At 71.1% G+C, this 24,913-nt stretch carries 22 protein-coding genes; 4 read left to right on the top strand and 18 right to left on the bottom strand.

What is annotated here, in order from left to right; genetic code table 11:
* Positions 1–85 precede the first annotated feature (85 nt).
* The 5 genes from EWH70_RS21865 to topA form a co-directional block, all read right to left on the bottom strand.
* On the bottom strand, positions 86–1,282 hold the full coding sequence (locus tag EWH70_RS21865) for a DNA polymerase III subunit delta' (RefSeq protein WP_130477353.1): 1,197 nt from the start codon (positions 1,280–1,282) through the stop codon (positions 86–88).
* Complete coding sequence (locus EWH70_RS21860) at positions 1,279–3,339, bottom strand: bifunctional MFS transporter/dTMP kinase (protein WP_130477352.1); 2,061 nt, start codon at positions 3,337–3,339, stop codon at positions 1,279–1,281. Before EWH70_RS21860 ends, EWH70_RS21865 begins: the two co-directional genes overlap by 4 nt.
* A gap of 54 nt (positions 3,340–3,393) precedes the next feature.
* Positions 3,394–3,918, bottom strand: coding sequence for a hypothetical protein (locus EWH70_RS21855; RefSeq protein WP_130477351.1), 525 nt, complete (start codon positions 3,916–3,918; stop codon positions 3,394–3,396).
* A complete protein-coding gene (locus EWH70_RS21850; protein ID WP_205669204.1) occupies positions 3,899–5,110 on the bottom strand; it encodes a hypothetical protein in 1,212 nt (403 codons plus the stop codon). The genes EWH70_RS21855 and EWH70_RS21850 overlap by 20 nt, the downstream gene beginning before the upstream one ends.
* Before the next feature lie 69 nt (positions 5,111–5,179).
* On the bottom strand, positions 5,180–7,969 hold the full coding sequence (gene topA, locus EWH70_RS21845) for a type I DNA topoisomerase (RefSeq protein WP_130477350.1): 2,790 nt from the start codon (positions 7,967–7,969) through the stop codon (positions 5,180–5,182).
* Positions 7,970–8,234: 265 nt separating this feature from the next.
* Between topA and EWH70_RS21840 the strand changes: the two genes are divergently transcribed.
* Positions 8,235–9,050 (top strand): S1 family peptidase, encoded by an 816-nt coding sequence (locus tag EWH70_RS21840; protein ID WP_130477349.1) that lies wholly within the window; start codon positions 8,235–8,237, stop codon positions 9,048–9,050.
* On the opposite strand, the gene EWH70_RS21835 is transcribed toward EWH70_RS21840, so the two are convergent.
* From EWH70_RS21835 to EWH70_RS21815, 5 genes are all read right to left on the bottom strand, one after another.
* Positions 9,047–9,589 (bottom strand): hypothetical protein, encoded by a 543-nt coding sequence (locus EWH70_RS21835; RefSeq protein ID WP_476692390.1) that lies wholly within the window; start codon positions 9,587–9,589, stop codon positions 9,047–9,049. The genes EWH70_RS21840 and EWH70_RS21835 overlap by 4 nt on opposite strands.
* A gap of 103 nt (positions 9,590–9,692) precedes the next feature.
* Positions 9,693–10,511 carry a sigma-70 family RNA polymerase sigma factor gene (locus tag EWH70_RS21830; protein ID WP_205669219.1) on the bottom strand — a complete coding sequence of 273 codons (819 nt, stop codon included), beginning with the start codon at positions 10,509–10,511 and terminating at the stop codon, positions 9,693–9,695.
* A gap of 10 nt (positions 10,512–10,521) precedes the next feature.
* A complete protein-coding gene (locus tag EWH70_RS21825; RefSeq protein WP_130477346.1) occupies positions 10,522–11,145 on the bottom strand; it encodes a hypothetical protein in 624 nt (207 codons plus the stop codon).
* Positions 11,146–11,270: 125 nt separating this feature from the next.
* A complete protein-coding gene (locus EWH70_RS21820; protein WP_130477345.1) occupies positions 11,271–11,870 on the bottom strand; it encodes a hypothetical protein in 600 nt (199 codons plus the stop codon).
* A gap of 103 nt (positions 11,871–11,973) precedes the next feature.
* Entirely contained in the window at positions 11,974–14,265 is a 2,292-nt protein-coding gene (locus EWH70_RS21815; protein WP_130477344.1) for a sodium-translocating pyrophosphatase, read from the bottom strand.
* Between the two features lie 435 nt (positions 14,266–14,700).
* On the opposite strand from EWH70_RS21815, the gene EWH70_RS21810 reads away from it, so the two are divergent.
* Positions 14,701–17,118, top strand: a complete 2,418-nt coding sequence (locus EWH70_RS21810) for a DEAD/DEAH box helicase (RefSeq protein ID WP_130477343.1) — start codon at positions 14,701–14,703, stop codon at positions 17,116–17,118.
* Here EWH70_RS21810 and EWH70_RS21805 read toward each other — a convergent pair.
* The 8 genes from EWH70_RS21805 to ssd all read right to left on the bottom strand — a co-directional run bounded on the left by EWH70_RS21805 (position 17,082) and on the right by ssd (position 22,751).
* Positions 17,082–17,702 carry a bifunctional DNA primase/polymerase gene (locus EWH70_RS21805; RefSeq protein ID WP_130477342.1) on the bottom strand — a complete coding sequence of 207 codons (621 nt, stop codon included), beginning with the start codon at positions 17,700–17,702 and terminating at the stop codon, positions 17,082–17,084. The genes EWH70_RS21810 and EWH70_RS21805 overlap by 37 nt on opposite strands.
* A gap of 389 nt (positions 17,703–18,091) precedes the next feature.
* A complete protein-coding gene (locus tag EWH70_RS21800; RefSeq protein WP_130477341.1) occupies positions 18,092–18,427 on the bottom strand; it encodes an Rv3654c family TadE-like protein in 336 nt (111 codons plus the stop codon).
* A gap of 13 nt (positions 18,428–18,440) precedes the next feature.
* Positions 18,441–18,776: a TadE family type IV pilus minor pilin gene (locus EWH70_RS21795; protein ID WP_130477593.1), complete on the bottom strand. Its 336-nt coding sequence runs from the start codon at positions 18,774–18,776 to the stop codon at positions 18,441–18,443.
* 20 nt (positions 18,777–18,796) lie between these two features.
* Positions 18,797–18,982, bottom strand: a complete 186-nt coding sequence (locus tag EWH70_RS21790; protein WP_130477340.1) for a DUF4244 domain-containing protein — start codon at positions 18,980–18,982, stop codon at positions 18,797–18,799.
* Between the two features lie 28 nt (positions 18,983–19,010).
* Positions 19,011–19,733 carry a type II secretion system F family protein gene (locus EWH70_RS21785; protein WP_130477339.1) on the bottom strand — a complete coding sequence of 241 codons (723 nt, stop codon included), beginning with the start codon at positions 19,731–19,733 and terminating at the stop codon, positions 19,011–19,013.
* On the bottom strand, positions 19,730–20,398 hold the full coding sequence (locus EWH70_RS21780; RefSeq protein ID WP_130477338.1) for a type II secretion system F family protein: 669 nt from the start codon (positions 20,396–20,398) through the stop codon (positions 19,730–19,732). Before EWH70_RS21780 ends, EWH70_RS21785 begins: the two co-directional genes overlap by 4 nt.
* Positions 20,399–20,517: 119 nt before the next feature.
* Positions 20,518–21,699 carry a TadA family conjugal transfer-associated ATPase gene (locus EWH70_RS21775; RefSeq protein WP_130477337.1) on the bottom strand — a complete coding sequence of 394 codons (1,182 nt, stop codon included), beginning with the start codon at positions 21,697–21,699 and terminating at the stop codon, positions 20,518–20,520.
* Positions 21,696–22,751 (bottom strand): septum site-determining protein Ssd, encoded by a 1,056-nt coding sequence (ssd, locus tag EWH70_RS21770; RefSeq protein ID WP_130477336.1) that lies wholly within the window; start codon positions 22,749–22,751, stop codon positions 21,696–21,698. The genes EWH70_RS21775 and ssd overlap by 4 nt, the downstream gene beginning before the upstream one ends.
* Before the next feature lie 572 nt (positions 22,752–23,323).
* Between ssd and EWH70_RS21760 the strand changes: the two genes are divergently transcribed.
* Positions 23,324–23,782: an SRPBCC family protein gene (locus EWH70_RS21760; protein WP_130477335.1), complete on the top strand. Its 459-nt coding sequence runs from the start codon at positions 23,324–23,326 to the stop codon at positions 23,780–23,782.
* 25 nt (positions 23,783–23,807) lie between these two features.
* Entirely contained in the window at positions 23,808–24,617 is an 810-nt protein-coding gene (locus tag EWH70_RS21755; protein ID WP_240687138.1) for an HAD family hydrolase, read from the top strand.
* Positions 24,618–24,913 lie beyond the last annotated feature (296 nt).

Below are 24,913 nucleotides of genomic sequence, written 5' to 3'. Positions count from 1 at the left end.
CGACACTCACCATCCGACTTTGCCGGGGCCCTGACGTGAGACGTGATGAAGGTGGCCTTCACGTGCCCTGACGGGAACGGGAGCGTCAGCCCTGCCGGAGGCTCATCACCATCGCCTCGACGGCGATGCGCGGCTTCACGTTGACCTCGATGGCCTCGCGGCAGGCGAGGACCGCCTCCAGGCGGCGCAGGGTGGACTCCGGCGACCACTGGGCCGCCGCGGACGCGATGGCCTCGGCGTGATCGGGGTGGGTGAGCCGGGCGCCCGCGCGGCTGCCGGTGACCAACACGTCCCGGTAGAAGCCGGCCAGGTCGATCAGCGCCAGGTCCAGCGTGTCGCGCTGGGTACGGGTGGCCCGCGACTTCTGCCGCTTCTCCAGTGCCTTGACCGCCGCCTCCGCGGCCCGCTTGGCTCCGGCGACACCGCGCCCGGTGCCGTCGCCGCCCATCGCGGTCCGCAGCTCGGACTTCTCGACCTCGTCGCGTTCCTTGCTCTCCTCGACCGCGTCCGACTCGGCGGCCGCGATCAACGCGTCGGCACTGGCGAACACGTCCGAGCCACGCCGCAGCCCGAGCGGGATCCGCAGCACGGACTCCCTGCGCTTGCGCGCGTTCTCGTCGGTGGCCAGCCGACGCGCCCGCCCGACGTGCCCACCGCACACCGACGCGGCCCACTCGGCCAGTTCCGGCTCGACGCCATCGCGCTCGACCAGCACCTCCGCGATCGCCGCGGGCGGCGGTGTCCGCAGGTGCACCAGCCGGCAACGCGACCGGATGGTCACCGACACGTCCTCCGGGTGGTCCGACGGCGCGCAGAGCAGGAACACCGTCCGCTCCGGCGGCTCCTCGACGGCCTTCAGCAACGCGTTCGCGGCACCTTCGGTGAGCCGGTCGGCGTCCTCGATGATGACCACCTGCCACTGCCCGGTGGTCGGCAGCCGCGCGGCCGCCTGCACGAGGGCACGCATCTCGGCGACCGAGATCGACAGCCCCTCCGGGACCACCAGCCGGACGTCCGCATGCGTGCCGGACATCGCCGTACGGCAGCCGGGACACTCCCCGCACCCGACACCGGCCATGCACTGCAGTGCCGCGGCGAACGTCCGCGCCGCCACCGACCGGCCGGACCCCGGCGGCCCGGTGAGCAGCCAGGCGTGGGTCATCGCGCCCGGCTCGGTGGTCTCACCCCTGACCAGTGCCGCAGCGGCTGCCGCGGCAGCGGACAGCGTCTCGACGGCCGGCTCCTGACCGACCAGCTGCGCCCACACCCCGGGCAGGCTCACGATGTCGCCTCCGTTGGCGCGACCCCCGCGAACGGCCCGATCAGCACGGCCCGCACGGCATCCCTGACCCGTTCGCGTACCTGTTCCTCGGTGCCGTCGGCATCGACGACCACGTAACGGTCCGGGTCGGCCGCGGCCATCTCGGACAGCAGGTGCTTCACGCCCCACTGGTCGCTCGACTCGGACCGGCCGATCCCGTTCCCCTCCGGCGCCTTGTCCAGCAGCACGGTGATGTCCGGCCGCAACTGCCCGGTCGCCCAGTCGGCCAGCCCCTCGAACTCCTCCGGGTCCAGCCCGGCGACGGCCGACAGGTGCGCCAGCGGCGAGTCGACATAGCGCTCCATCACCACGATCGACCCGCCGTCCAGCGCCGGCTGGACGTCCCGCTCGACCAGATCGGCCCGCACCGCGGCGGCGGCCAGCGCCTGTGCCCGCGCGCCGGTCAGCTCCGCCGTGGTCAGCAGGGTGGTCAGCCGTTCCTGGTCCAGCGCGGGATCGGCGGCCAGCACGACGTTGCGTGGCCCGTGGTCGAGCCACTCGGCGAGCTGCGCCGCCTGCCCCGAGGTGTCGGCGGCCGTGGTGCCCTCGATGGTGATCAGCAGGCCGTTGACCCGCCGGGGACGCCTGCGTAGTGCGTTGCGCAGGTCGGCGAGGATCGGCTCGGTGCGCCGGGAGTCCATCTGCCGGTAGGCGAGCACGCCGACGAGCGCGGCCAGCAGGCCGCCGCCGAGCATGACGGGACGGGTGCCGTCGATGGTGATCAGGCCGCCCCACACGTCGACCTTCGTCGGCCGCACCAGGGCGATCAGCAGCGGTACCACCGCCACCGACAGCCCCAGCACGACCTTCATCAGCGACTGGTAGATCGCGTTGATCCGGCCGCGGATGGCGTCGTCGACCTGTGACCCGATGATCGTCACGCCGGTGAGGAAAGCGGCGCCCGCACAGGCACCGACGAGCATGACGGTGATCAGCGAGACCGCGAGATGCGGCGACAGCGCGACCAGGATCAGCGAGAACCCGGCGAACACGATGGCGACACCGAACAACCGGTCGTGCGGCAGCCGCCGCGCCAGCTTCGGCGCCCCGGCCATGCCGATGGTGAGCCCGACGAAAACGGCCGCGAACAGCATGCCGAACGCGGACTGGCCCGCGTTGAGGCTGTACGCGTAGACCTGGGCGCTGCCGATGACCGCGCCCCCCGCCGCCAGCGCACCGACCAGCCCGATGAAGAGGCCGCGCACCAGCGGGGTGGTACGCACGAACCGCGCGGCGTCCTTGATCATCGTCAGGAACCCGGACGGTTCCCCGTCGTCCTTCGGCTCCTGCTTCAGCGGCGACTCGTGGACGTTGCGCAGCGACAGCTCGGGAATCCGGGTGGCGATCGTCAGCGCGCTGGCCAGGTACAGCAGTGCCGCGACCACGACCGCGATCTTGATCGGCCCGTTGAGCCCGATGAACTCGTCCGGCAGATGGAAGGTGGTCCGGACACCGGTGACGATGGCGTAGAAGCCGGCGCCGGTGATGACCGCCAGGCCGTAGGTCATCACCATGCCGAGCTGGTTGGCCGTCTCCACCTGGTCCCGCCTGCGCAGCAGGTTGGGCACCGCCGCGTCCTTGGACGGGATCCAGGCCATCGCCGAGACGCCGACGAAGAAGTTGCCGACGTACAGCCACCACGGGGCGTCGATGAACACGATCGACATGAGCAGCCCGAACCGCAGCAGGTCGCAGACGACCATGATCTTGCGCCGGTCGAACCGGTCGGCCAGCAGGCCGCCCAGCGGGGCGAACAGCAGCCCGGGCAGCAGGTTGGTGATGACCACGGAACCGAACGCGAAGCTCTGCGCGGTGTAGTCCTGGGTCATGTTGCTGACCAGCGCCGACAGCGCCATCAGCGACATCCAGTCGGCCGAGCTGCACATGTAGGTGACGAACCACAGCCTGCGGAACGGCCGGATCGCCAGTACCCGTCGCGCGCGATGAACCGTGGACTCGTGTCGTGGGGCAGGCTGCGCTGTGGCGCCCTCCGTCTCCGCACGACGCTCCGCGACCATGGCGCCAGCGTAGCTGGGCACGTCACCGTGCTGGGCTAACCCCCATGGGCACGGTCAGTTGAACATGTCGCTGAGGCCGTTGATCAGGCTGGACACCAGCTGGATGGCCACGATGACGAACACCGCGATCAGCACCAGCGCGACGATCATGCCCGCCATTCCGCTGGACGGCTTCGGGCGGACGACTCCCGCGGAGCCTTCCTCCCGGAACTTGCGCCGCACCTTGCGTAGCTGCGGGGCCTTGACCGGCCAGGTGCGCTGCCGCGGCACCTCGACGGGCGGCACGGGTGGCGGAGCCTGGGCCGGTGTGGCGGCCGCGGGCTCCTCGGCCTGCTCGCCGGCTTCGGCGGGTGCCTCACCGGCCTCGCCCATGGCGGCGCGGACCATCTCCCGCACCACATCGGAGTCCGGCTCCACCGGCTGGACCGGTTTGGCCCGCGGCGGGCCCAGGATGTCCTCGCCGGGTGCGGCGGGCGCCGTGGTCACCAGCCCGGCCAGCGGGTCCCCGAATGTCCTCGGGGGCGCCGGTGCCTGCGTCCCGTCGCCGGAGAAGAGTGCGTCATCGTTCGCCGGGTTCATGCCGACCAGTCCCCACGCTCGCGGTGCCGTCCCTTTCCAGGGTAGTGGCGTGCTCGCTGTGCGCATCCGCCCAACGGGCGCGATACACGTCACGCGCTGCGAGGCCTACCGCGACCTCATCGAGCAGGGGCTCGAAGAACGCCCTGCGGTAGCTGTCGTCGCTGGAGGTCGACGAGGCGAAGTACAGCCCGGAGAACACCGCCAGGAACAGCGACACCTGCAGCAGCGCGCGGCTCACCGGCAGTTCCTGGCCGTACAGCGTGCCCGCGGGCGACTCCCTGCCGACGTACTCGGTCACCACCTCCGGCTGAACCATGAGCTTGCCGAAGACCAGAAAGAACGCGAAGACCAGGATCACGAACGCGACGACCTGCAGGGCCTGCGCGAGGAACAGCACGACCGCCACGTTGACGCGCTCGCCCCTGGACAACTTCGTCGGCACGGTCTCGCCGACCAGGTCGAGCGAACCGGCGAGCGGGGTACCGCGCAGCACCTTGCGGGGGTCGACCCGGGTCGCGTTCAGGTCCGACAGCTCGTCCCGCAGGCGGGTCGCCATGAACAGGGCGCCGACCAGGCTGAGGAAGCCCACCACGGCCCAGAGCTGTGCTCTGGTGAGGTGATCGGCGGCCTGCCACAGCTCACCGGTGAAGAACGCGAACATCACGAACAACAGCAGCAGCGGCAGCGCGCGGGCCGCCAACGTGCCGAGGACCGTCACCTGGCCCGCGGCACTGCGCAACGCCCACACCAGCACCGCGCCGGCACCGATGCGGACCAGCAGCAGGATCACCAGCAGGGTGATGACCCCCTCGACCAACCCGGACACCAGCGTCGAGCCGAGTCCGGTCCGCCACTCCACGACAGGCGACACGACCGCGGTCAGCAACGTGACGACGATGGCCACCGTCATCCGCACTCGCTCGTTCCAGCGGCGCATCCCCCTGCTGATCAGCCAGCCGCACAGCACCGGCACGACGAGCAGTGCGATCACGAGTGCGGCGACCGTCAGCGTGTAGGCGTTGTCGGCGAGCTTCGCGTCGAACGCCTCCTCCGACGTGTCGAGCAGGCGGAGCAGTGCGACACCCATGGGCCCGAAGAGCAGCAGGAACGTCTGTGCCGGCACCGAGCGGCGCAGCAGCGAGCCGCTACGCCCGGACCGCAGCACGACCATGGGCAGGCCTCGACGGCGCAACCAGGTCTCCACCGCACGGCGTTCGTCTTCTCCCGGAGACCTGGTCAACCGTCAACCCCCATCGACGCGTTATTTCTTGGCCGTAGCCTTTTTCTTCCGCGCCGGAGCCTTCTTCTTCGGCGCGGGGCCCTTCGCGCGCTTCTCCGCCAGTAGTTCGGCCGCGCGCTCAGGGGTCACGGACTCGACACTGTCCGTCTTGCGCAGCGTAGCGTTGAACTCCCCGTCGGTGACATAGGGCCCGAACCGGCCGTCCTTGATCACCATCGGCTTGCCGGAGACCGGATCGTCGCCCAGTTCCCGCAGCGGCGGCCTGGCCGCCGCCTGCCTGCCGCGGCGCTTGGGCTCCGCGTAGATCTTCAGCGCCTCGTCGAGAGTGATCGAGAACAGCTGCTCCTCGGTCTCCAGCGACCGCGAGTCGGTGCCCTTCTTCAGGTAGGGGCCGTAACGGCCGTTCTGCGCGGTGATCTCGTCGCCGGACTCCGGGTCCTTGCCGACGACCCTGGGCAGCGACAGCAGCTTCAGCGCGTCGTCGAGGTTCACCGTCTCGATGTCCATCGACTTGAACAGCGACGCCGTACGCGGCTTGGGCTTCTTCGCCTTCGCGGCCTTCTTCTGCGCGGCCGTGGCGTCCTCCGGCAGCGGCTCCTCGTCCGGCAGCAGCTCGGTGACGTAGGGCCCGAACCGGCCCTCCTTGGCGACGATCTCGTGCCCGCTCACCGGGTCGGTGCCCAGCGAACGCCCCTCCTGCGGGGTGGCGAACAGCTTCTCCGCGATCTCGGCGGTCAGCTCGTCGGGCGGCAGGTCCTCGGGCAGGTTGGCCCGCTGCGACTCGCCCTCGACGATGCGCTCCAGGTACGGCCCGTACCGGCCGACCCTGACCACCACGGGACGGCCACCGTCGTCGGTGAACAGCGGGATCGAGTTGATCTCGCGTGCGTCGATGTCCTCGACGCTGCCCTCGACCAGCTTCTTCAGCCCGCCGAGCCTGCCGATCGAGCCGTCGACGCCCATGTCGCCGCCGAAGTAGAACTTCGTCAGCCACTGGGTGCGCTGCTCGTTGCCGGCGGCGATGCGGTCGAGCTCGTCCTCCATGCCCGCGGTGAAGCTGTAGTCCACCAGGCGCTCGAAGTGCTGTTCCATCAGCCCGATCACGGCGAACGCGACCCAGGACGGCACCAGGGCCGAGCCCTTCTTCCACACGTAGCCGCGGTCCTGGATGGTCTTGATGATCGAGGTGTAGGTCGACGGCCTGCCGATCCCCAGTTCCTCCAGCTTGCTGATCAGGCTGGGCTCGGTGAACCGGGCGGGCGGCGAGGTCGTGTGGCCCTCGGGGTTCAGCTCGTTCGCCGTGAGGTCCTGACCCTTGGCCAGCTGCGGCAGCCTGCTCTGCTTGTCGTCGGCCTCGGCACCGGACTCGGTGTCGACCGCCTCGACGTAGGCCTTGAGGAACCCGGCGAAGGTGATCGTCCGGCCGGACGCGGCGAACACGCACTCCTCACCGCTGGCTGCGGTGCCCGCGATGCGCACCGACATCGTGGTGCCCTTGGCGTCGGCCATCTGCGAGGCGATGGTCCGCTGCCAGATCAGCTCGTACAGGCGGAACTCGTCGGCGGCCAGCTCACCGGCGACCTGGCCGGGCGTGCGGAACACCTCGCCTGCCGGGCGGATCGCCTCGTGGGCCTCCTGCGCGTTCTTCACCTTGCGGGTGTACTGCCGCGGCTTGTCGGCCACGTGGTCCTTGCCGTACAGCTGGGTGGCCTGGCTGCGGGCCGCCGCGATCGCCGTCTCCGACAGCGTCGTGGAGTCGGTACGCATATAGGTGATGTAGCCGTTCTCGTACAGCCGCTGCGCCACCCGCATGGTGGTCTCCGAGGAGAACCGCAGCTTGCGGCCGGCCTCCTGCTGCAGCGTCGACGTCATGAACGGCGGGTAGGGCCGCCGGGTGTAGGGCTTCTCCTCGACGCTGGCGACGGTGAACTCGCGGTCGGCCAGCGCCTGCGCCAGCCGGGTCGCGTCGGCCTCGGCGAGGATGCGCAGGTCGGCCTTGGCGTCCTTGAGCCTGCCGTCCGGGCCGAAGTCACGGCCGGTGGCCAGCCGCGCGCCGTCGACCGAGACGAGCCTGGCCGGGAAGTTACGCGGTGCGGCGTCGGCGCCGGCGTCCATCACCGCGGAGATGTCCCAGTACGACGCCGAGGTGAAGCGCATCCGCTCCCGCTCGCGCTCCACGATGATCCGGGTCGCCACCGACTGCACGCGGCCCGCCGACAGCTTCGGCATGACCTTCTTCCACAGCACGGGGGAGACCTCGTAGCCGTAGAGGCGGTCGAGGATACGGCGGGTCTCCTGCGCGTCGACCAGGTCCGGGTCGAGGTCGCGGGTGCTCTCGGCGGCCGAGCGGATGGCCTGCTCGGTGATCTCGTGGAACACCATCCGGCGCACCGGGACCTTCGGCTTGAGGGTCTCCAGCAGGTGCCAGGCGATGGCCTCGCCCTCGCGGTCGGGGTCCGTCGCCAGGTAGAGCTCGTCGACGTCCTTGAGCAGGCCCTTCAGCTCGGTGACCTTGGACTTCTTGTCCGGGGTGACGATGTAGAGCGGCTCGAAGCCGTTGTCGACGTCGACCCCGAGGCGGGCCCACGCCTGGCCCTTGTACGCCGCGGGGACGTCGGCGGCGCCCCTGGGGAGGTCGCGGATGTGCCCGACCGAGGACTCCACGACGTATCCGCGACCGAGGTAGGGAGCGATCTTGCGGGCCTTGGTCGGCGACTCGACGATCACCAGCCGCCGACGAGCACCGTTGCTCGCCGTGTCGCTCTTCTTCGTCCGTGTCGTTCCTGCCACGCCGTCCTGCTCTCCGCTCATCCGTCGTCACGGTTCGGTGACGACTCCTCGACCCGCCAGTGTGCACGCCACCAGCCGTCCGTGTCCGGTCAGGTGGCGCAACACGCCGTGTCCACCGCATCGGCCCGACACATGGGGATGTTTCTTAACCAGACGTAACACACCACGTCTACCCCATATTCAACAGGGATCCCGTACCCGGTCCACTACGCTGCGTTGTCCCGGGTGGTGACCAGGCACTGTTACCGCTTCACTGGGAGCACTCGCGACACGAAAGGAAGCCACAATGATCCGGAAAGCGGTCCTCGCCACCACGGTGGTCGCCGGCCTGGCGCTGACCCCGGTCGCTCACGCCGCCCCGCAGGTCGACTTCGCGGGCACGGTGGCGCTGTCCAACTGCTCGGGCTCGGTGGTCAAGACGGCCGGGGCGGCGATGGACGACCCGGCTCTGGTGCTGTCCAACGGCCACTGCCTGGAGACGGGCTTCCCCAAGCCGGGTCAGGTCGTCGTCGACCAGCCCGCCGACCGCGAGTTCGGCCTGCTGGCGCCCGACGGCGGACGCGAGCTGACCAAACTGCGGGCCGAGCGTCTGGTCTACGCGACGATGACCGAGACCGACGTGGCGCTGTACCGGCTGAACGTCAGCTACGCGCAGATCGAGCAGCAGTGGCAGATCAAGCCGCTGGAGCTGTCCGCCGCGCGGCCAGAGGCCGGCAAGGCCATCACGGTGGTGTCGGGCTACTGGAAGAAGACCTACAGCTGCTCCATCGACGGGTTCGTGCACGAGCTGCGCGAGGCGGACTGGTCGTGGAAGGACTCGATCCGGTACACGCCGGAGTGCAAGACGATCGGCGGAACCTCCGGCTCGCCGGTGGTCGACAACGCGACCAAGCAGGTTGTCGGCGTGAACAACACCGGCAACGAGTCGGGCGAGCGGTGCACGATGAACAACCCGTGCGAGGTCGCCGAGAACGGCGAGGTCACCGTGCGCAAGGGCATCAACTACGGCCAGCAGACGCACAAGATCCCGGCCTGCCTGACGGCAGGCAGCAAGCTGGACCTGCAGGCCCCGGACTGCACGCTTCCGAAACCCGCCGCCTAACCTGCTCGGGCCACCGGGACGATTTCCGGCCACGCGCCCTCGGCCGCCCGCGGCGGCTCGCCGATCAGCTCGGCGAACGTGTGCAGCCGCCGTCGGCCGGAGATCCGCAGGCCCGGCGTGTCCGAACCGGCGCCGAGCAGGGCGTTCGGCAGGCCGAGCGTGCACAGTGCCGCCGACAGCCGCTCGTGGGTGCACGGGGCGCCCGGGTCCATGGCCAGCAGGTAACCCCTCGGCACCGGACGCCCGGCGGTGAGCGCCCACAGTCGCAGGGTGCCGCCGTCGAGCCGGAAACCCTCCGGCACCGCCTTGGCCGAGCTGGCGGCCAGGCAGCCCCACGCCGCCGCCAGCGCGGTCAGGTCGGCCCGGAACGCGGTACGCAGCATCAGCTGCTCGTCCTCGTCGCGGGCCAGCTCGGCCTGCACACCCCTGCGGCGCAGCTCGCCTGCCAGCGCCCTGGCCCGCCACGGCTCGTCGAGCACCGCCGAAAGGCGTGCCGACATGCGGCCGAACCCGGTCAGCCTGCCGTGCCCGCACAGCATGCCGGCGAGGTCGGCTGGCCGCGGTCCGGTGGCCTCCGCGGAGAGCAGGGAGAGCTGCGCCACACCCGCGATCATAGAACACGCGTTCGATATCGCGCGAGCCCTAGTCGAGGACGGCGATCTCCAGTTCGGCGAGCCGCTCCTGCTCGGTGACCACGTCGATCTCGGTGACCCGGTCGCCGTCGACCCTGAACAGCAACGCCAGCTCCAGCCTACCGCGGCTCGCCTTCACCAGGCCGACGGTGCCGTCGATCAGCGCGACGCCGGTGAACCGTGCCCGCTGGGAAGCCAGGATCGCGCCCTTGCCGACCTCGTGGGCACCGCGGCGCACGACCGGTCCCGCCGTGAGCACCACGTCCGGGGCGAGCACCGCGACCAGCGCGTCGAAGTCGCCGTCGCGGGCAGCCGCCAGGTAGGCGCCGACCACCTCGCGCTGCCTGGCGAGGTCGGGCACCGGTTCACCGCCGCGAACCCGGCGGCGGGCGCGGCTGGCCAGCTGCCGCGTCGCGTCCGGCGTCCGCTCGACCAGCGGCGCGATCTCCTCGAACGGCACGGCGAACATGTCGTGCAGCACGAACGCGAGCCGCTCGGCGGGCTGCAGCGTGTCCAGCACGACGAGCATCGCCAGACCGACCGAGTCGGCCAGCTCGGCTTCCTCGGCGGGGTCGGCGCCGCCCTCCCGGTCCGGTACGTCGGCAGGTTCCTCGCGGCGGGACCGCAGCATGTTCAGGCACACCCGGCCCACCACGGTCGTCAGCCAGCCGCCGATGTTGCGCACAGCGGCGAGATCCGCCCGGCTGGCGCGCAGCCAGGCCTCCTGAACGGCGTCGTCGGCCTCGGCGAGCGAGCCCAGAATCCGGTAGGCCACCCCACGCAGGTGCGGCCGGTGCTCCTCGAAGGATCCGGTCAGCAAGTCGGTCACGACACCGAGCCTATGCCGGAGGACCGCCTCCGAGGCTGGGCGTGGCGGAATCGCTGGTGAGCTGGTGGCACCGGGGTGCGGTCCGGCTGGCGGCCCGGAGTTCGGGCGAGCCGTCGAATCCGGCCAGCAGGTTGATCCTGCCGACCTCATCGAGCACGGCGCCGGCCTGGGCGATCGCCTGGCGGCTGTCCGCCGAGCCGGGTTGCGCCCTGTCCAGTTTGGTTTTCGCGGCGTTGGCCCGGTCGCGGATGCCGCCGAACGTCTCGACGGCGGTCCGGCGCGCCTCGTCGCCACCGGGGACGGGCGAGGGGTCCAGCCCGCCGAGGTTGGCGACCGCGCGGTCGAGTCCGCCGGCGACACTGCCGAGCAGGCTGCTGGCGGAGCGGGTCGCGGTCTGCGGCGTGCTGGGGTCGACGGTCGGCATGCGGGCCAGCGTGTCGACGATGCCGGCGACCGCGCCGCAGTAGCCGTCGGCCCACCGCTCGGCCAGCTGCTGGGAGGTCTCGGCGGGTGGCGGCTGCGCGGTCGGCGGACCGGCCGATCCGGGCTGCACCTGCGCCTGCTGACCGCACCCCGCCAGCAAGAGCAGTGACACCGTCGCCCCTGCGGCGAAGCCGATACTCCGCGGCCGCACGCACGCACCTCCAGTCAGCCCAACCGACACCGCCTTCCGACGGTACCGGGCCGGGTGGACAACGCAAGTCACCGAGGTCACAGTTGGCAAATTTCCGCCAGAGCGACCTCGGTGACCGTCCAGCGTCAGTTACCGAAGCTCTCGCAGTTCGGCTGCCCCTTGCCCGCTTCCTTCAGCTCCTGGGCGTTCGGCAGGTTCTTCAGCGGGTCCTCGGCCTTCGTCAGCTTGGTGCCGACGGAGGTCAGGCTCGCCGCCGCGGTCCGCAGCGCGTTGAGGTCGCCGGGCTTGGTGGCCTCGAACTTCTCCTGCGCCGTCTTCGCCTCGTTGCGGAGCGGCTCGAAGATCCCGAGGAACGCGGTCTTGGCCGCTTCGCCCGACTGGATGGGCGCGGGCGGCAGCTCCTTGAGGCCGTCCACCAGGCCACCGACGCCGGTTTCGAGCTTCTGGAAGGTCTCCAGAACGACCCGCCGCGCGGCGGCCGGGTCGTTGCCCTCCATCTTCGGCGGCTCCAGCTGGCTGGCCTCCTGCAGCGGCTTGAGCGCACCGCAGAACTTGTTCGTCCACTCGGCCGCCTCGCCCGAGGGCTTGCCCGCCTCGCTGCTCGCCGGGGCGGAGCTGGACGACGCGGGCGGCGCGGCGGCGTTGTTGTCGCCACCGCCGCCACAGGCACCGAGTAGCAGGCCGGTCACCGCGATACCGGTGAGCAGCGCAGAACGTGATTTCATGACATTTCCCCAAAAGTGAGCCCACTGAGAATGCGGGAGCCTACCCGGATACGAAAAGGCCCGCCGCGTGGGATTCGACGCGGCGGGCCTTTCCTGCTAACCGTCAGGCTTTGGCACTCTCCGACTCGGCGGGAGCACTGTCCGTCAGCGACGTGCTGCGCCGCTTCGAGACCACGATCGCCACGACGATGATGGCGACCGCGACAAGGGCGATGCCCACCCGGACGCCGACCGAGGCGTCCGCCCCGACCGAGAACTGCACGACCGCCGGAGCGATCAGCAGCGACACCAGGTTCATCACCTTGATCAGCGGGTTGATCGCGGGGCCCGCGGTGTCCTTGAACGGGTCACCCACCGTGTCACCGATGACCGTCGCCGCGTGGGCCTCGGAGCCCTTGCCGCCGTGGTGACCGTCCTCGACCAGCTTCTTGGAGTTGTCCCACGCCCCACCGGAGTTGGCGAGGAACACCGCCATGAGCGTGCCGGTGGCGATCGCGCCACCGAGGTAACCGGCGAGCGCGCCGGTGCCCAGCCCGAAGCCGACGGCGATCGGCGCGAACACGGCCAGCAGACCCGGCGTCGCCAGCTCCCGCAGCGAGTCGCGGGTGACGATGTCGACCACGCGGCCGTACTCGGGCCTGGTGGTGCCCTCCATGATCCCCGGGATGTCGCGGAACTGGCGGCGCACCTCGTACACCACCGCGCCCGCCGCGCGGGACACCGCGTTGATGGCCAGCCCGGAGAACAGGAACACGACCGCGGCACCGATCAGCACACCGACCAGCGCGTTCGGGCTGACGATGTCGCTGACGAACGACGCCGAGTCGGTCGCGGCCGCACCGATGTCGGTCAGCGCCTGGCGAATCGAGTCCTGGTAGGACCCGAACAGCGCCGTCGCGGCGAGAACCGCGGTGGCGATGGCGATGCCCTTGGTGATCGCCTTGGTGGTGTTGCCGACGGCGTCCAGCTCGGTGAGGATGCCCGCCGCCTTCTCGTCGACGTCGCCGGACATCTCGGCGATGCCCTGCGCGTTGTCCGACACCGGGCCGAAGGTGTCCATGGCGACGATGACGCCGACCGTGGTCAGCAGGCCGGTACCGGCCAGCGCCACCGCGAACAGGGCGACGGAGCCGCCGAGCAGGTAGGCACCGAACACGGCGCCGCCGATGACGATCGCGGTGTAGACGGCCGACTCGAAACCGACCGAGAGGCCGGACAGGATGACGGTCGCCGGACCGGTCTCCGAGGTCTTCCCGACGTCCTTGACGGGCTTGTACTCGGTGCCGGTGAAGTAGCCGGTGAGCCACAGGATGATGCCGGCGAGCACGATGCCGATGATCACCGAGATGGTGGCGATCACGGCCGGGTTGCCCTCGTGGCCGGCGAAGGCGTCACCGAAGGCGGAGAACGAGCTCGGCAGGAACACGAACGCGGCGACCGCGCACAGCACGCCGGAGATCAACGCGGAGATGTAGAACGCCTTGTTGATCGTCGTCAGGCCGCTCTCGCCCGTCTTCGCCCTGGTGATGTAGACACCGATGACCGCGGTGATCACACCGATGGCCGGCACGATCAGCGGGAACAGCAGGCCGTCCACACCGAAGGCGACACTGCCCAGGATGAGTGCGGCGACCAGGGTCACGGCGTAGGACTCGAAGAGGTCGGCGGCCATACCGGCGCAGTCACCCACGTTGTCACCGACGTTGTCGGCGATCGTGGCCGCGTTGCGCGGGTCGTCCTCGGGGATGTTCTGCTCGACCTTGCCGACCAGGTCGGCGCCGACGTCGGCGGCCTTGGTGAAGATGCCGCCGCCGACCCTCATGAACATCGCGATCAGCGCGGCACCGAAGCCGAAGCCCTCCAGCACCTTGGGTGCCTGGCCCGCGTAGACCAGCACGACCAGTGCGGCACCGAACAGGCCGAGGCCCACCGTCGCCATACCGACCGCACCACCGGTGCGGAAGGCCACCCGCATGGCTTTCTCCCGGCCGCCTTCCTCCCGCGACGCGGCGGCGACCCTGAGGTTGGCCCGCGTGGCCAGCCACATGCCGAGGTAGCCGATGGTGAAGGAGAAACCGGCGCCGACGAGGAAGAAGATCGAGCGCCCGATGCGCTCGTTCCAGTCGTGGGCGGGTAGGGCGAACAACAGCACGAAGACGACCACGCCGAAGATGGCCAGCGTGTTGCGCTGTCGTTTGAGGTAGGCGGCCGCACCTTCCTGCACCGCCTTGGCGATCTCCTGCATCTTCTCGGTGCCCTGGCCTGCGGCCAGGACCTCCTTGAGCAGCAGATAGCCAACGACCAATGCGGCAAGGGCGACCACGGCGACCACAGCCACGATGCTGTAGTCACCTCCGGAGAGCTCTAGGCCCTCCGCGAGGAACTGCCGGGACATTCGTCCTCCTGAGACGTCGCCTGTAACCAGCGAGGGCGGACGGAGCCGTCGACGCTGACATGGGATCTACACCACTACGTGGTGTGGTGGCGGGAGTGTATTGGTAGTGCGTGTGGCGTCGGCAAGGCGTCCCGGGTGCAACACACACAGTAAGCACGGTGAGCTTGCTCACTTGATCAGTTTTGCCGCTGCGCCAGGGGGTTCTCGGACGCGGTGTGCGGGGTGGTAGCGGACCGTCGCCGCGAGGTCGCGCAGGTAGGGGCGTGGATCAGCGGGCGGTGTCCAGGTGTGCGAGATCCAAGGCGGAGGGCAGGGCTCGTACTGGGTCGTACTCGCCCTGTCCGACAACGTAGGAGATCGCCCGCCTGGACGCCGCCCGCCCGCGTCCTTACCTGCGCGACCTCTGGTGTCGGTGGGTTGTGGCACTCTCGGGACGTGGTGGCGAGTGGACGGGCGCAGCGGCTGCTGGGGCGGGTTACCGCGGGCATCCCGGAGTCGGAGAGCCCGGTGACCCACGTGGCGTCGCTGCCCGCGCAGCCGTCGCGGTTCGCCGACTGGCCGGACTGGGCCCCCGAGGCGGTGGTGACCGCGCTGCGCGAGTGCGGTGTCGAGCGGCCGTGGACGCACCAGGTCGAGGCGGCGTCGGCCGCGTGGGCCGGGGAACACGTGGTGGTGGCCACCGGGACGGCCTCCGGCAAGTCACTGGCCTACCAGCTGCCGGTGTTGTCCCGCCTGGTGGCCGACGACAAGGCCGGTGCGCTGTACCTCTCCCCGACCAAGGCGCTGGGGGCCGACCAGCTTCGTTCAGTGTCCTCTTTGGACATCAAGGGCGTGCGGGCGGCGACCTACGACGGCGACACCCCGCTGGCCGAGCGGGACTGGGTACGGGCGCATTCGCGGTGGGTGTTCACCAATCCCGACATGCTGCACCGCGGCATCCTCTCGGCACACACGAAGTGGTCGCGGCTGTTCCGCAAGCTCAGCTATGTGGTCGTCGACGAGTGTCACGGCTACCGGGGCGTGTTCGGCTCGCACGTGGCCCTGCTGCTACGCAGGCTGCAGCGGGTCGCCAGGCACTACGGCAGCGATCCGGTCTTCGTACTGGCGTCGGCCACGACCGCCGAGCCCGCGGCGTTCGCCAGGCGGCTGACCGGCAAGGAGTGCCGGGCGGTCGTCGACGACGGGTCGCCGAGGGGATCGCGCACCGTGGCGTTGTGGGAACCGCCGCTGCTCGACGACTTCGGCGGGGAGAACGGTGCGCCGATCCGGCGGTCCGCGGGCGCGGAGACGGCCCGGATCCTCGCCGAGCTGGTGATCGAGGGCGCCCGCTCGCTGGCGTTCGTACGGTCACGCCGCGGTGCGGAGCTGACCGCGCTGGGGGCGCGGCGCATCCTGTCCGAAGTGGACCCCGAGCTTCCCGAGCGGGTCGCCGCCTACCGCGCCGGTTTCCTGCCCGAGGAACGCAGGGCGCTGGAGAAGGCACTGCTCACCGGCGACCTGCTGGGGGTGGCGACCACGAACGCGCTGGAGCTGGGCGTCGACATCGCCGGGCTGGACGCGGTGGTGCTGGCCGGTTATCCCGGCACGCTGGCGTCGTTCTGGCAGCAGGCGGGCCGCGCCGGCCGGTCCGGCGACGAGGCGCTGGTGGTGTTCGTCGCCAGGGACGACCCGCTGGACACCTACTTGGTCCACCATCCGGCGGCGGTGCTGGAGCGGCCGGTGGAGACAGCGGTGCTGGACCCGGGCAACCCGTACGTGCTGGCGCCGCAGCTGGCGTGTGCCGCTGCCGAACTGCCGCTCACCACGGGCGAACTGGAGCTGTTCGGTGGCGAGCAGGCGCGGCAGGTGGTCGACTCGCTGGTGGCCGACCGGCTGCTGCGCCGCAGGGCGAGCGGCTGGTACTGGACCTCCCGCGACCGTCCGCACGGCGAGGTGGACATCCGCGGCTCCGGTGGGGACCAGGTGGCCGTGGTGGAGGCCGACACCGGCCGGTTGCTCGGCACGGTCGACTTCGGGTCGTCCTTCACGACCGTGCACCCCGGCGCGGTGTATCTGCACCAGGGCGTCTCGTACGTCGTCGACGACCTGGATCTCGCCGACGGCCTCGCCATGGTGCACGCGGAGGATCCGGAGTGGACGACGTCGGCCCGCGAGGTCGTCGACGTCGCCGTACTCGACGTCGCCGAGCGCACCGACTACGGCGGGGTGAGCGTGTACCTGGGCGAGGTGGCGGTGACGTCGCAGGTGGTCGGGTACCTGCGACGGCTACCGTCCGGGGAGGTGCTCGACCAGGTGCCGCTGGACCTGCCGGAGCAGGTCCTGCGGACCAGGGCCGTCTGGTACACGGTGACCGAGGAACTGTTGGTGGGGACCGGGAGTTCCGGCAGGACACCGGGGAGCGCCGGACTGGTTCCGGCTGCGGTCCCCGGTGCCCTGCACGCCGCCGAGCACGCGGCGATCGGCCTGCTACCGCTGTTCGCTACATGCGACCGATGGGACATCGGCGGACTGTCGACCGCGTTGCACGCAGACACCGGGGAGGCGACGGTGTTCGTGCACGATGGGCATCCCGGGGGTGCGGGGTTCGCCGATCGCGGTCATTCCGCTCTGGTCCCATGGCTGGCCGCTACGCGGGAGGCGATCATCTCCTGCGAGTGCCCGGCTGGGTGCCCGTCCTGTGTTCAGTCGCCCAAATGCGGGAATGGCAACGAACCGTTGGACAAGGCGGGGGCGGTGGCTGTGCTGGATACCGTGTTGGGGGCATTGCGTCGGCACGGAGCCCGGCACGGCCACGAGGTCGATGAAGTTGTCGAGGATCAGGCCGCGACGGAGGCTTCCGCCACGGCGAGGTGAGCGGCCTGCTCACCGGCGAGGGCACGGACCAGCACGTCGTGCACGGTCCCCGCCTCGGGCAGGCGCCAGCCCCACACCTCGGGCTTGACCCGCCAGTGCACGACTCCGTGCTGGAACGGGGTCGGCGGGAGCGGCACCCAGCTGCCCTCGCCGTGCCACCGCACGGACTCGTCGTCGCGCAGCGCGGCAGGCAGGGTGCCGGCCGAGCTGAGCGTCAGGAACAGCCACCGGCCGTTCGGCATGGCGATGATCGGCGCGGGCTGGCCACCGGCCCGCAGCAGGCACGCGGCCCGCTTGCCCACGACGGCGTCGACCTCGACGGCGTCGAGGACGCTGCCGGTGGCGACCAGGAGGCTGTACTGGGCACCGGTCCACCAGGCGGCGACCTTGTGCGGGTGCGCGCCGAGCTGCTCACGCCAGTCGCTGTGTGCCGGCACCGGGGCCTGCCAGGTGCCGTCGGCCGGCCAGGACGGGTAGGTGCCCGGGAACACCGGCCACCCGCGTCCGGCGAGGCCGATGGCCTCGGCACGGAGCTCGATGCCGAAGGCACCGCGCCAGCTGTCCGACCAGTCTGTGTCCAACATGTCTTGCTCTGCCTCCTAGCTGCTGTCAGCCGCGTGAGCGGCTCTGTACTCAAATAAACGGCAAGTTGCAGAAGGCCGGAAGTGACCCGTCGGCAGATGGCGCGTTACGGACGACGAACAGCCCCATGGCGGCAGGCGAACCGAAGATCTCCCCGGCGCGGCACCGCCGAGCGGTGCTCGGCCACCGGCCCGCTCGTAAAACCTTGGGATTACAAGGTTTTAGGCCGATGCACGTGCGTCAGCATCTGCAGCAACACGCCACGCCGACGGCCGGGCGTGATACCGCTCACCGCGCCTGAGCGACCGCTCTTCGTGGCACCCGGCCGTACGACCGAGCGGTATCCAGCCCTCCACCTGCGGACGGTTGCCGTTCGTCGACGACAAACGGTTCAGCCCGGCCGATCAACGGGCCCCGCCCGCGCCCTCGCGTGTGCTGTACCCCACTCGTCCAGCGGGCCGGGCACGGGCGCCCGCACCTCGACGAGCGCGTCCCAGTCGACCAGCCGGCAACCGGCCAATTCGACGCCCATGCGCTCGGCCACCGTCCGGGCCCGGCCACAGGCGGCCTCGGCCCCCGAAGCAGCACGTCCGGCGGCGGCGAGCGCGGCGAGGTCGGCGGCACCGCCTGCCCGGTGGACGGCCAGCACCGCCGACCCGAGCCAGATCACCACGACACCGACGCCGAGCACCGCGGCGACCGCACCGGCCGCCCAGACTGTCGCCATGCCACGATCGGAGTCAACCCTGGCCATGCGGCCCTCCGATCGGCTCAACGGCCGCGACCGCCGACGCCCGCACCACCGCGCCGGGCAGCAGCCCGCCTGCCGGTGCGGCCGCCACCTCGGCGGCGAGCAGGTCGCCGTCGACGTGCACCGTCAGCCGGGCACCGGGAGGCCCGAGTTCAGCGACCACCCGCTCGGCCAGCTGAGGCTGTCCCCTGGCCGCGGCCCGGGCGGCCTCACGGGCGGCGTCGGTACAGCGGACCTGATCGACCACCACGGCGATGCCCGCCAGTACCAACCCGAACACGACCGTCAACGCGCCGAGCGCGATCGCCGCCTCCGCGGTCGCCATACCGCGATCGCCGTGGCGCTTCACCGGCGCACCGTCAGTGCGTCCTGGACCAGCGCCGTCAGCTCGGCGAGCACCGGCTCCCCGGTGACCACCGCGTAGAGCACGGCGGCGAAGGCGGCCGCGGCGATGGTGCCTATCGCATATTCAGCGGTCGACATCCCGCTGTCACCGGCACAACGGCGACGGAGAACGTGAACGAACGACATCAGTGAGTCCTTTCCAGGTGGTTGGGGATCAGGTGATCGCGGTCAGCCGGCCGGCCAGGCCCACCACCACGGGGACGACCCCGAGGCAGAGGAAGGCGGGCAGGAAGCAGAGCCCCAGCGGGACGGTGACCAGTACGCCGGCCCGTTGCGCCTTCGCCTCGGCGGTATCGGCCCGCTCGGTTCGCACCCGGCAGGCGAGATCGCGCGCGACGGCGGCCAGGGCCGTACCGGAACTCGCCGCCCGGCGGGCGGCCTTGGCCAGCACCACCGTCTCGGGGCAGGCCATGGCCGGTTGCCAGGCCCGTTCGGCATCGGCACCCAGTGCGAGCAGTTCCGCGGTCGCCCGCAGGGCGTCGGCAGGCCTGGCGGGAACGGCGTCGGCCACCGCCCGCACGGCTACCGGCACCGGCAACCCGGCTCGCAGTGCCGCCGCCAGCAGGTCCCAGCCGACGGCGAGGCTCGCCGGATCAGGCGGGTCGCTCCCGGTCCGCAGCCGCCGCCCGGCCAGCCAGCCCAGCAGTCCCAGCGGCACCGCGGCCACGGCGCCCGCCGGCCAGCCGAGTACGGCCGCGCCCAGCGCGGCGAGCCCGATAGCCAGCGCCGCCGGACGGGACCATGGCGCGGACCGCAGCCTGGCCAGCCGGCCTGCCGGTTCCGGGCGAAGCACCGATCTGGGCGGGCGGACCGGCCCTGGCGGCCACACGAGCAGGGCCCCGGCCAGCAGTGCGAGCGTTGCCACGTCGGCCGTCATGGCGTCACCCGGGTCATGCGATCCGTCCAGCACAGTCCCCCGGCGAGCAGCATCACGCCCGCACCCAGCAGCAACTGGCCCGCACCGGTGCCCGCCAGCACCGCCAACGGTCGAGCACCCATCGCCTCGCCGAGCAGCACACCGCACACCGGAAGCACGCAGAGCACCGCGGCGCTGGCCCGGGGACCGGCGAGCTTCGCGTGAAGCCCTCGCGTCGCACGGGCACCGGTCTCGACGTCTCTTCGCACCGCGTCGAGGACGTCGGCCAGCGCGAGCCCGTGCCGCTGCGCCAGCGTCCACGACGCCGCCAGGCGGGCAAGGACCGTACGCAGCAGCGGATCGTGTCCCTGCCTCGGAACGGTGCTGGGCAGGTCGCCACCCCAGCGCACCGCCAGCGAAACCGACCGCAGTGCGGCGGCCACCTCGGCGACGGCGTCGACCGAGGCGGACTCCGCCGCCTGCGCGGGATGGGCACCGCCGCGCAGTTCGGAGGCCATCACCCGCAGGGCCTCGGCGAGTGACTCGGCCACGGTGAGGGCGTGCCGGTTCCGGCGCCGGCCCCGCAGGCGGTGCCAGCCGACCGCGCCGAGTACCCCGGTGGCGAAGACCCCGGCCGGGCCGAGGAGAAGCCCTGCCGCGACAACCGCCACAGCGGAACCCACCACGGCGAGGACCGTGCGCAGCGGTACCCGGGAGCCGGAGCGGCGATGACGCCTGACCACGGGAACAGGCCCTGGCGAAGGCCAGCAGAGGAGCGCCGCGGCCGCCAGTAGCGACGACACGGTCAACACGGCAACCGCCCGCCCCGGGCGTCCACCAGCTCGGCGAGCAGTCGCCTGCCGTCGAGCCAGCGCCCGGCTCGCCACACGGGAGTGACGACCACCGGGCCACCACCGGGCCCGGGCCGGACAACACCGATCTCGGCGAGCCGGCGACGTCCGCCCGCGGCCGGGCTGTCCCTGCGCATGTGCAACACGACCTGCACCGCGGCGGCCAGCTGACTGTGCAGTGCCGGGCGGGAGAGCCCACCGAGCGCGGCCAGTGCCTCGAGCCTGGCCGGCACCTCGGACGGCGAGTTGGCGTGCAGGGTGCCCGCACCGCCGTCGTGCCCGGTGTTGAGGGCGGTCAGCAGCTCGCACACCTCGCGCCCGCGCACCTCGCCGACGACCAGCCGGTCCGGCCGCATCCGCAGGGCCTGGCGCACCAGTTCGCCCAGGGTCACCTCGCCTGCCCCCTCGACGTTCGGCGGCCGCGCGACCAGCCGGATGAACTGCGGGTGTGCTGGCTGCAGTTCGCCCGCGTCCTCGACACACACGATGCGCTCGGTGACCGGGACACGGCCGAGCATGGCCGCCAGCAACGTGCTCTTGCCCGCGCCCGTGCCGCCGGTGACGAGGTAGGCCAGCCGGGCGCCGACGACGGCGTCGAGCAGGTCGCCCCCGTCGTCGTCGAAGGTCTCCAGGGCACGCAGTGCCGCGAGGTCGTGCGAAGCCGGCCGGAGGACCCGCAACGCGACACAGGTGCCGTCGGGTGCGATCGGGGGGAGGACGGCGTGCAGGCGAACCCGGCCGCCGGGACCGGAACCGGGCAGCCAGCCGTCGACGAACGGTTGCGCGTCGTCGAGCCGCCTGCCCGCGGCCAGCGCGAGGCGCTGGGCCAGCCTGCGGACGTCCTCCTCCTTGGTGAATCGCACGGCAGTCCGGCGCAGGCCGCCCGTGCCGTCGACCCACACCTGGTCCGGCGCCGTCACCAGGACGTCGGTAATTCCCGGCTCGGCCAGCAACGCCTCCAGCGGGCCCGCACCGACCGTCTCCTGCTGCCACAGCCGTAGCGCGGCCAGCACCTCAGTGGGCGGGGCACCACCGGACTCCGCACGCACCGCCTCGGCGACGGCCGCGGGCTCGGCCTCTCCACCTCCCGACGCCAGCCGCAGGCGTACCCGCTCGACCAGCTCGGCGCTGCTCACGCCGTACTCCCCGGCCGGCTCATCACCTCGGCGAGCACGGCCTTGGCCGCGCGGCCGATCGCGCTTCCCGGCCGCGGGTCGAACTCGCCGCGATGCATCGGCCGCAGCAGGCCCCGGTCGGTCCGCAGCTCCGTCAGCATCGGTACGCCGACCATCGCCATGACGTCGTCGTGCCCCATCTCGTCCGGAGCGGGGCCGCGGATGATCATCCGCACCCGGTCGCGGTGAACGGTGATGCGATCGAGCAGCCGTTTGGCGGCGGCCGCGGCGCGGAGTTCAGCCGGTACCAGCAGCACGATGAGGTCGGCGCGGTCCAGCGCCGGGCCACCGCAACCGGGCTCCCGCGCCAGGTCGCACACCACGAGCCTGCCGGCACGGCGACCGACGTCGACGACTGCGGCCACGGCCTCGGCGCTCGGATGGTCGCCGGTCACGAAGGAGAGACGGCCGGTGCCGCAGGGCCGGCCAGGCAGTGTGTCCCGCAGCTGGGCCACTGTCACGTTCCCGCCCCAGCGCAGCGAGTCCCACCGCGCGCTGGCGGTGCGGCCGCCACCGAGCAGAACGTCCATCCCGCCGCTGAACGGATCGCAGTCCACGAGCATCGCCTCGGCGCCTTCCCGGGCGGCGCGCAGGGTGAGACCGGCCGCGAACACGGACGCTCCCGCACCACCGCGGCCGCCGATCACTGCGACGATCCGGCCTTCCCTGGCCGGGCCGGCGACGACGTCGGACAGCATCGTCAGCATCTCGGCCTCGTCGTCGGGAAGGCACATCACCCGCTCCGCGCCGACGGCGAACGCCCTGCGGTAGGTGTCCGGGCTCGCTGCCGACTTGCACACCAGCACGACACCCTGCCGCCTGGGCAGTGCCGGCTCGTCCGGCGCGACGGCGGCCTCGTCGACGAGGACCACCGGCGGGTCGGCCCAGCGTGGTCTGGCCGCGGGCAGATCGGGTACGCACTCCGGATCACAGCCCGCGGCCGCCATCAGTCTGATCAGCTCGTCCAGCAGTGGTTCCTCACCCGCGACGACGAGCGGCATTCCTCCGGTCACGACGACCCCCCACGTTTCCCAGCTCCGGTGGTGGATTCGTCCCGCCAGGAGCTGGCTGTGACGGGCCGTTACTCCACGATCACGGCGGGGCGCGACGGGGTGCAAGGGCGAGTTGTCCGGCCTGTGGACAAGCGGGGGCCTGTGGACAACTCCGTCGGAGAAAGGGGCGACCCCCGCCAGGGGGGAGGGGCGGGGGTCGCCGGGTTCAGCCCCGGGGGGTCGGACTGAACGGCCCGGGTGACGCCGGGCAACACCACTGTAACTCCGAAAACTGCGAAATCGGCTAATCCGGGCTCACGCATCCACACACAATTCGATAACGGACCTCCGGGAGCGTAGGTAGTGAATTTTCCACCCGCCGGCCACCGGGAGTACTCACCCAAGACTGTCACTGTCACCAGCAGACTTCAGTCACCCAACGGCAAATAGGGCAACGATTACCCGAGCCTGCTGAAAACGTATCCACGCGCCACCCATGCAAATTTCCCGGGCCGAATGTACGCAATTTGACCGTCGCGCGAGCGCGGTCGGCGTGGTGGACAGGACGGAACGTAAGGGAGTACTCTCTCACTATGTTGAGCGTGACCGTGGAGCGGACCATCCGGTGCACGCCGGAGGAACTGCTCGCCTTCGTACTGGACGTCCACCGCTACACCGAGGTCGACGACAAGATCGGCCCGATCGACTGGGTCCGCCAGGACGGCGACGTGACCGAGTTCCGCTTCCGGTCACGCCTGCCGGGCCTGCCGGCAGGCCCGAAGGTGATCTCCCGGATGCAACTCACGCCGGGCGAACGCATCGACATCGCACTGGCTCCACCGCCGCGAAACCGGCTCAACCACAAGGTTTCCACCTTCTCAGCCAGCTTCGTCTGCGAGCCGGTCGACGACGGGACCCGGCTGACCAGGACCATCTCGCTCGGGTTCCACCCGGCGATCCGCTGGCTGGTCGAGCCGATCCTGCGGCGGAGGCTGCCACCGGACGTCGAACGCGAGGTCGAGGGAGCCAAGCGCTACCTGGAGAAGCCGTAGCCGCGATTCTCCTAAGCTGGACACCGTGATCGCCTCCAGCCCGCCCCGCGTGGCCGCTTTCTTCGACCTCGACAAGACGATCATCGCGTCGTCCAGCGCGCTGGCGTTCAGCAAGCCGCTGCTGCGCCGCGGCCTGATCAACCGGCGTGCCGCGCTGAAGAGCGCCTACGCGCAACTGGTCTTCTCACTGGCCGGCGCCGACGCCAACAAGACCGAACGGGTACGGGCGCAGGTCTCCGCGCTGTGTGCGGGCTGGGACGTCGCGGAGGTCCGGGCCATCGTCACCGAAACGCTGCATGACGTCGTCGATCCGCTCGTCTACGCCGAGGCGGCCGAGCTGATCGCCGAGCACAAGGCGAACGGACACGACGTGGTGGTCCTTTCGGCCACCGGAGCGGAGGTCGTCGAGCCGGTCGCCGAGATGCTCGGCGCGACCCGCAGCGTCAGCACCCGGATGGAGGTCGTCGACGGCCGGTACTCCGGCAACGTCGACTTCTACTGCTACGGCGAGCACAAGGCCACCGCGGCCAAGAAGCTGGCTGCCGAGCACGGTTACGACCTCGCCGCCTGCCACGCCTACACCGACTCGAGCACCGACATCCCGCTGCTGGAGGTCGTCGGCCACCCCCACGCGGTGAACCCGGACAAGGCACTGCGGAAGCTGGCCGGGGAACGTGGCTGGGACGTGCTGGCGTTCAGCAACCCGGTCTCGCTGCGCAGCCGGCTGTCGAGCCCGTCGACCCTCGCGGTCGGCATCGGCGTCGGCGCCGTGGCGGCGGGCGCCACGTTGTACGGCCTTGCCCGCCGCAAGCGTGCGCGGAGTAGCCGGGCCTGAGCGGACGCCTGGCTTCCCCACTCACATGGCGGTACCCGAAGCGGTAAAACCGCTGGTCCCGAGACTGTGGGTGGTCGATTGGGCCAGGTCCGTCACTACATGGAGCCTCTGTACCGGTGCACCCATCCGCGCCCTTGAAGTGACGGCCGTCACTAGGTAGAAAGTTAGTGCGGACATCTTGTCGGCCAGGGAGGAGTCGAAGAGAAGACTCCATCCACCCCGAGAGATCTCCGTGCGCGGACTCCGGGCACCCACGCGCAGCACGCCGCGGGAGGCTTGTCGTCTAGGGACTGCGT

Origin of the sequence: Amycolatopsis suaedae (assembly GCF_004214935.1) — a bacterium.
Lineage (GTDB): Bacteria > Actinomycetota > Actinomycetes > Mycobacteriales > Pseudonocardiaceae > Amycolatopsis > Amycolatopsis suaedae.
This window is presented reverse-complemented; position numbering and strand designations above follow the sequence as displayed.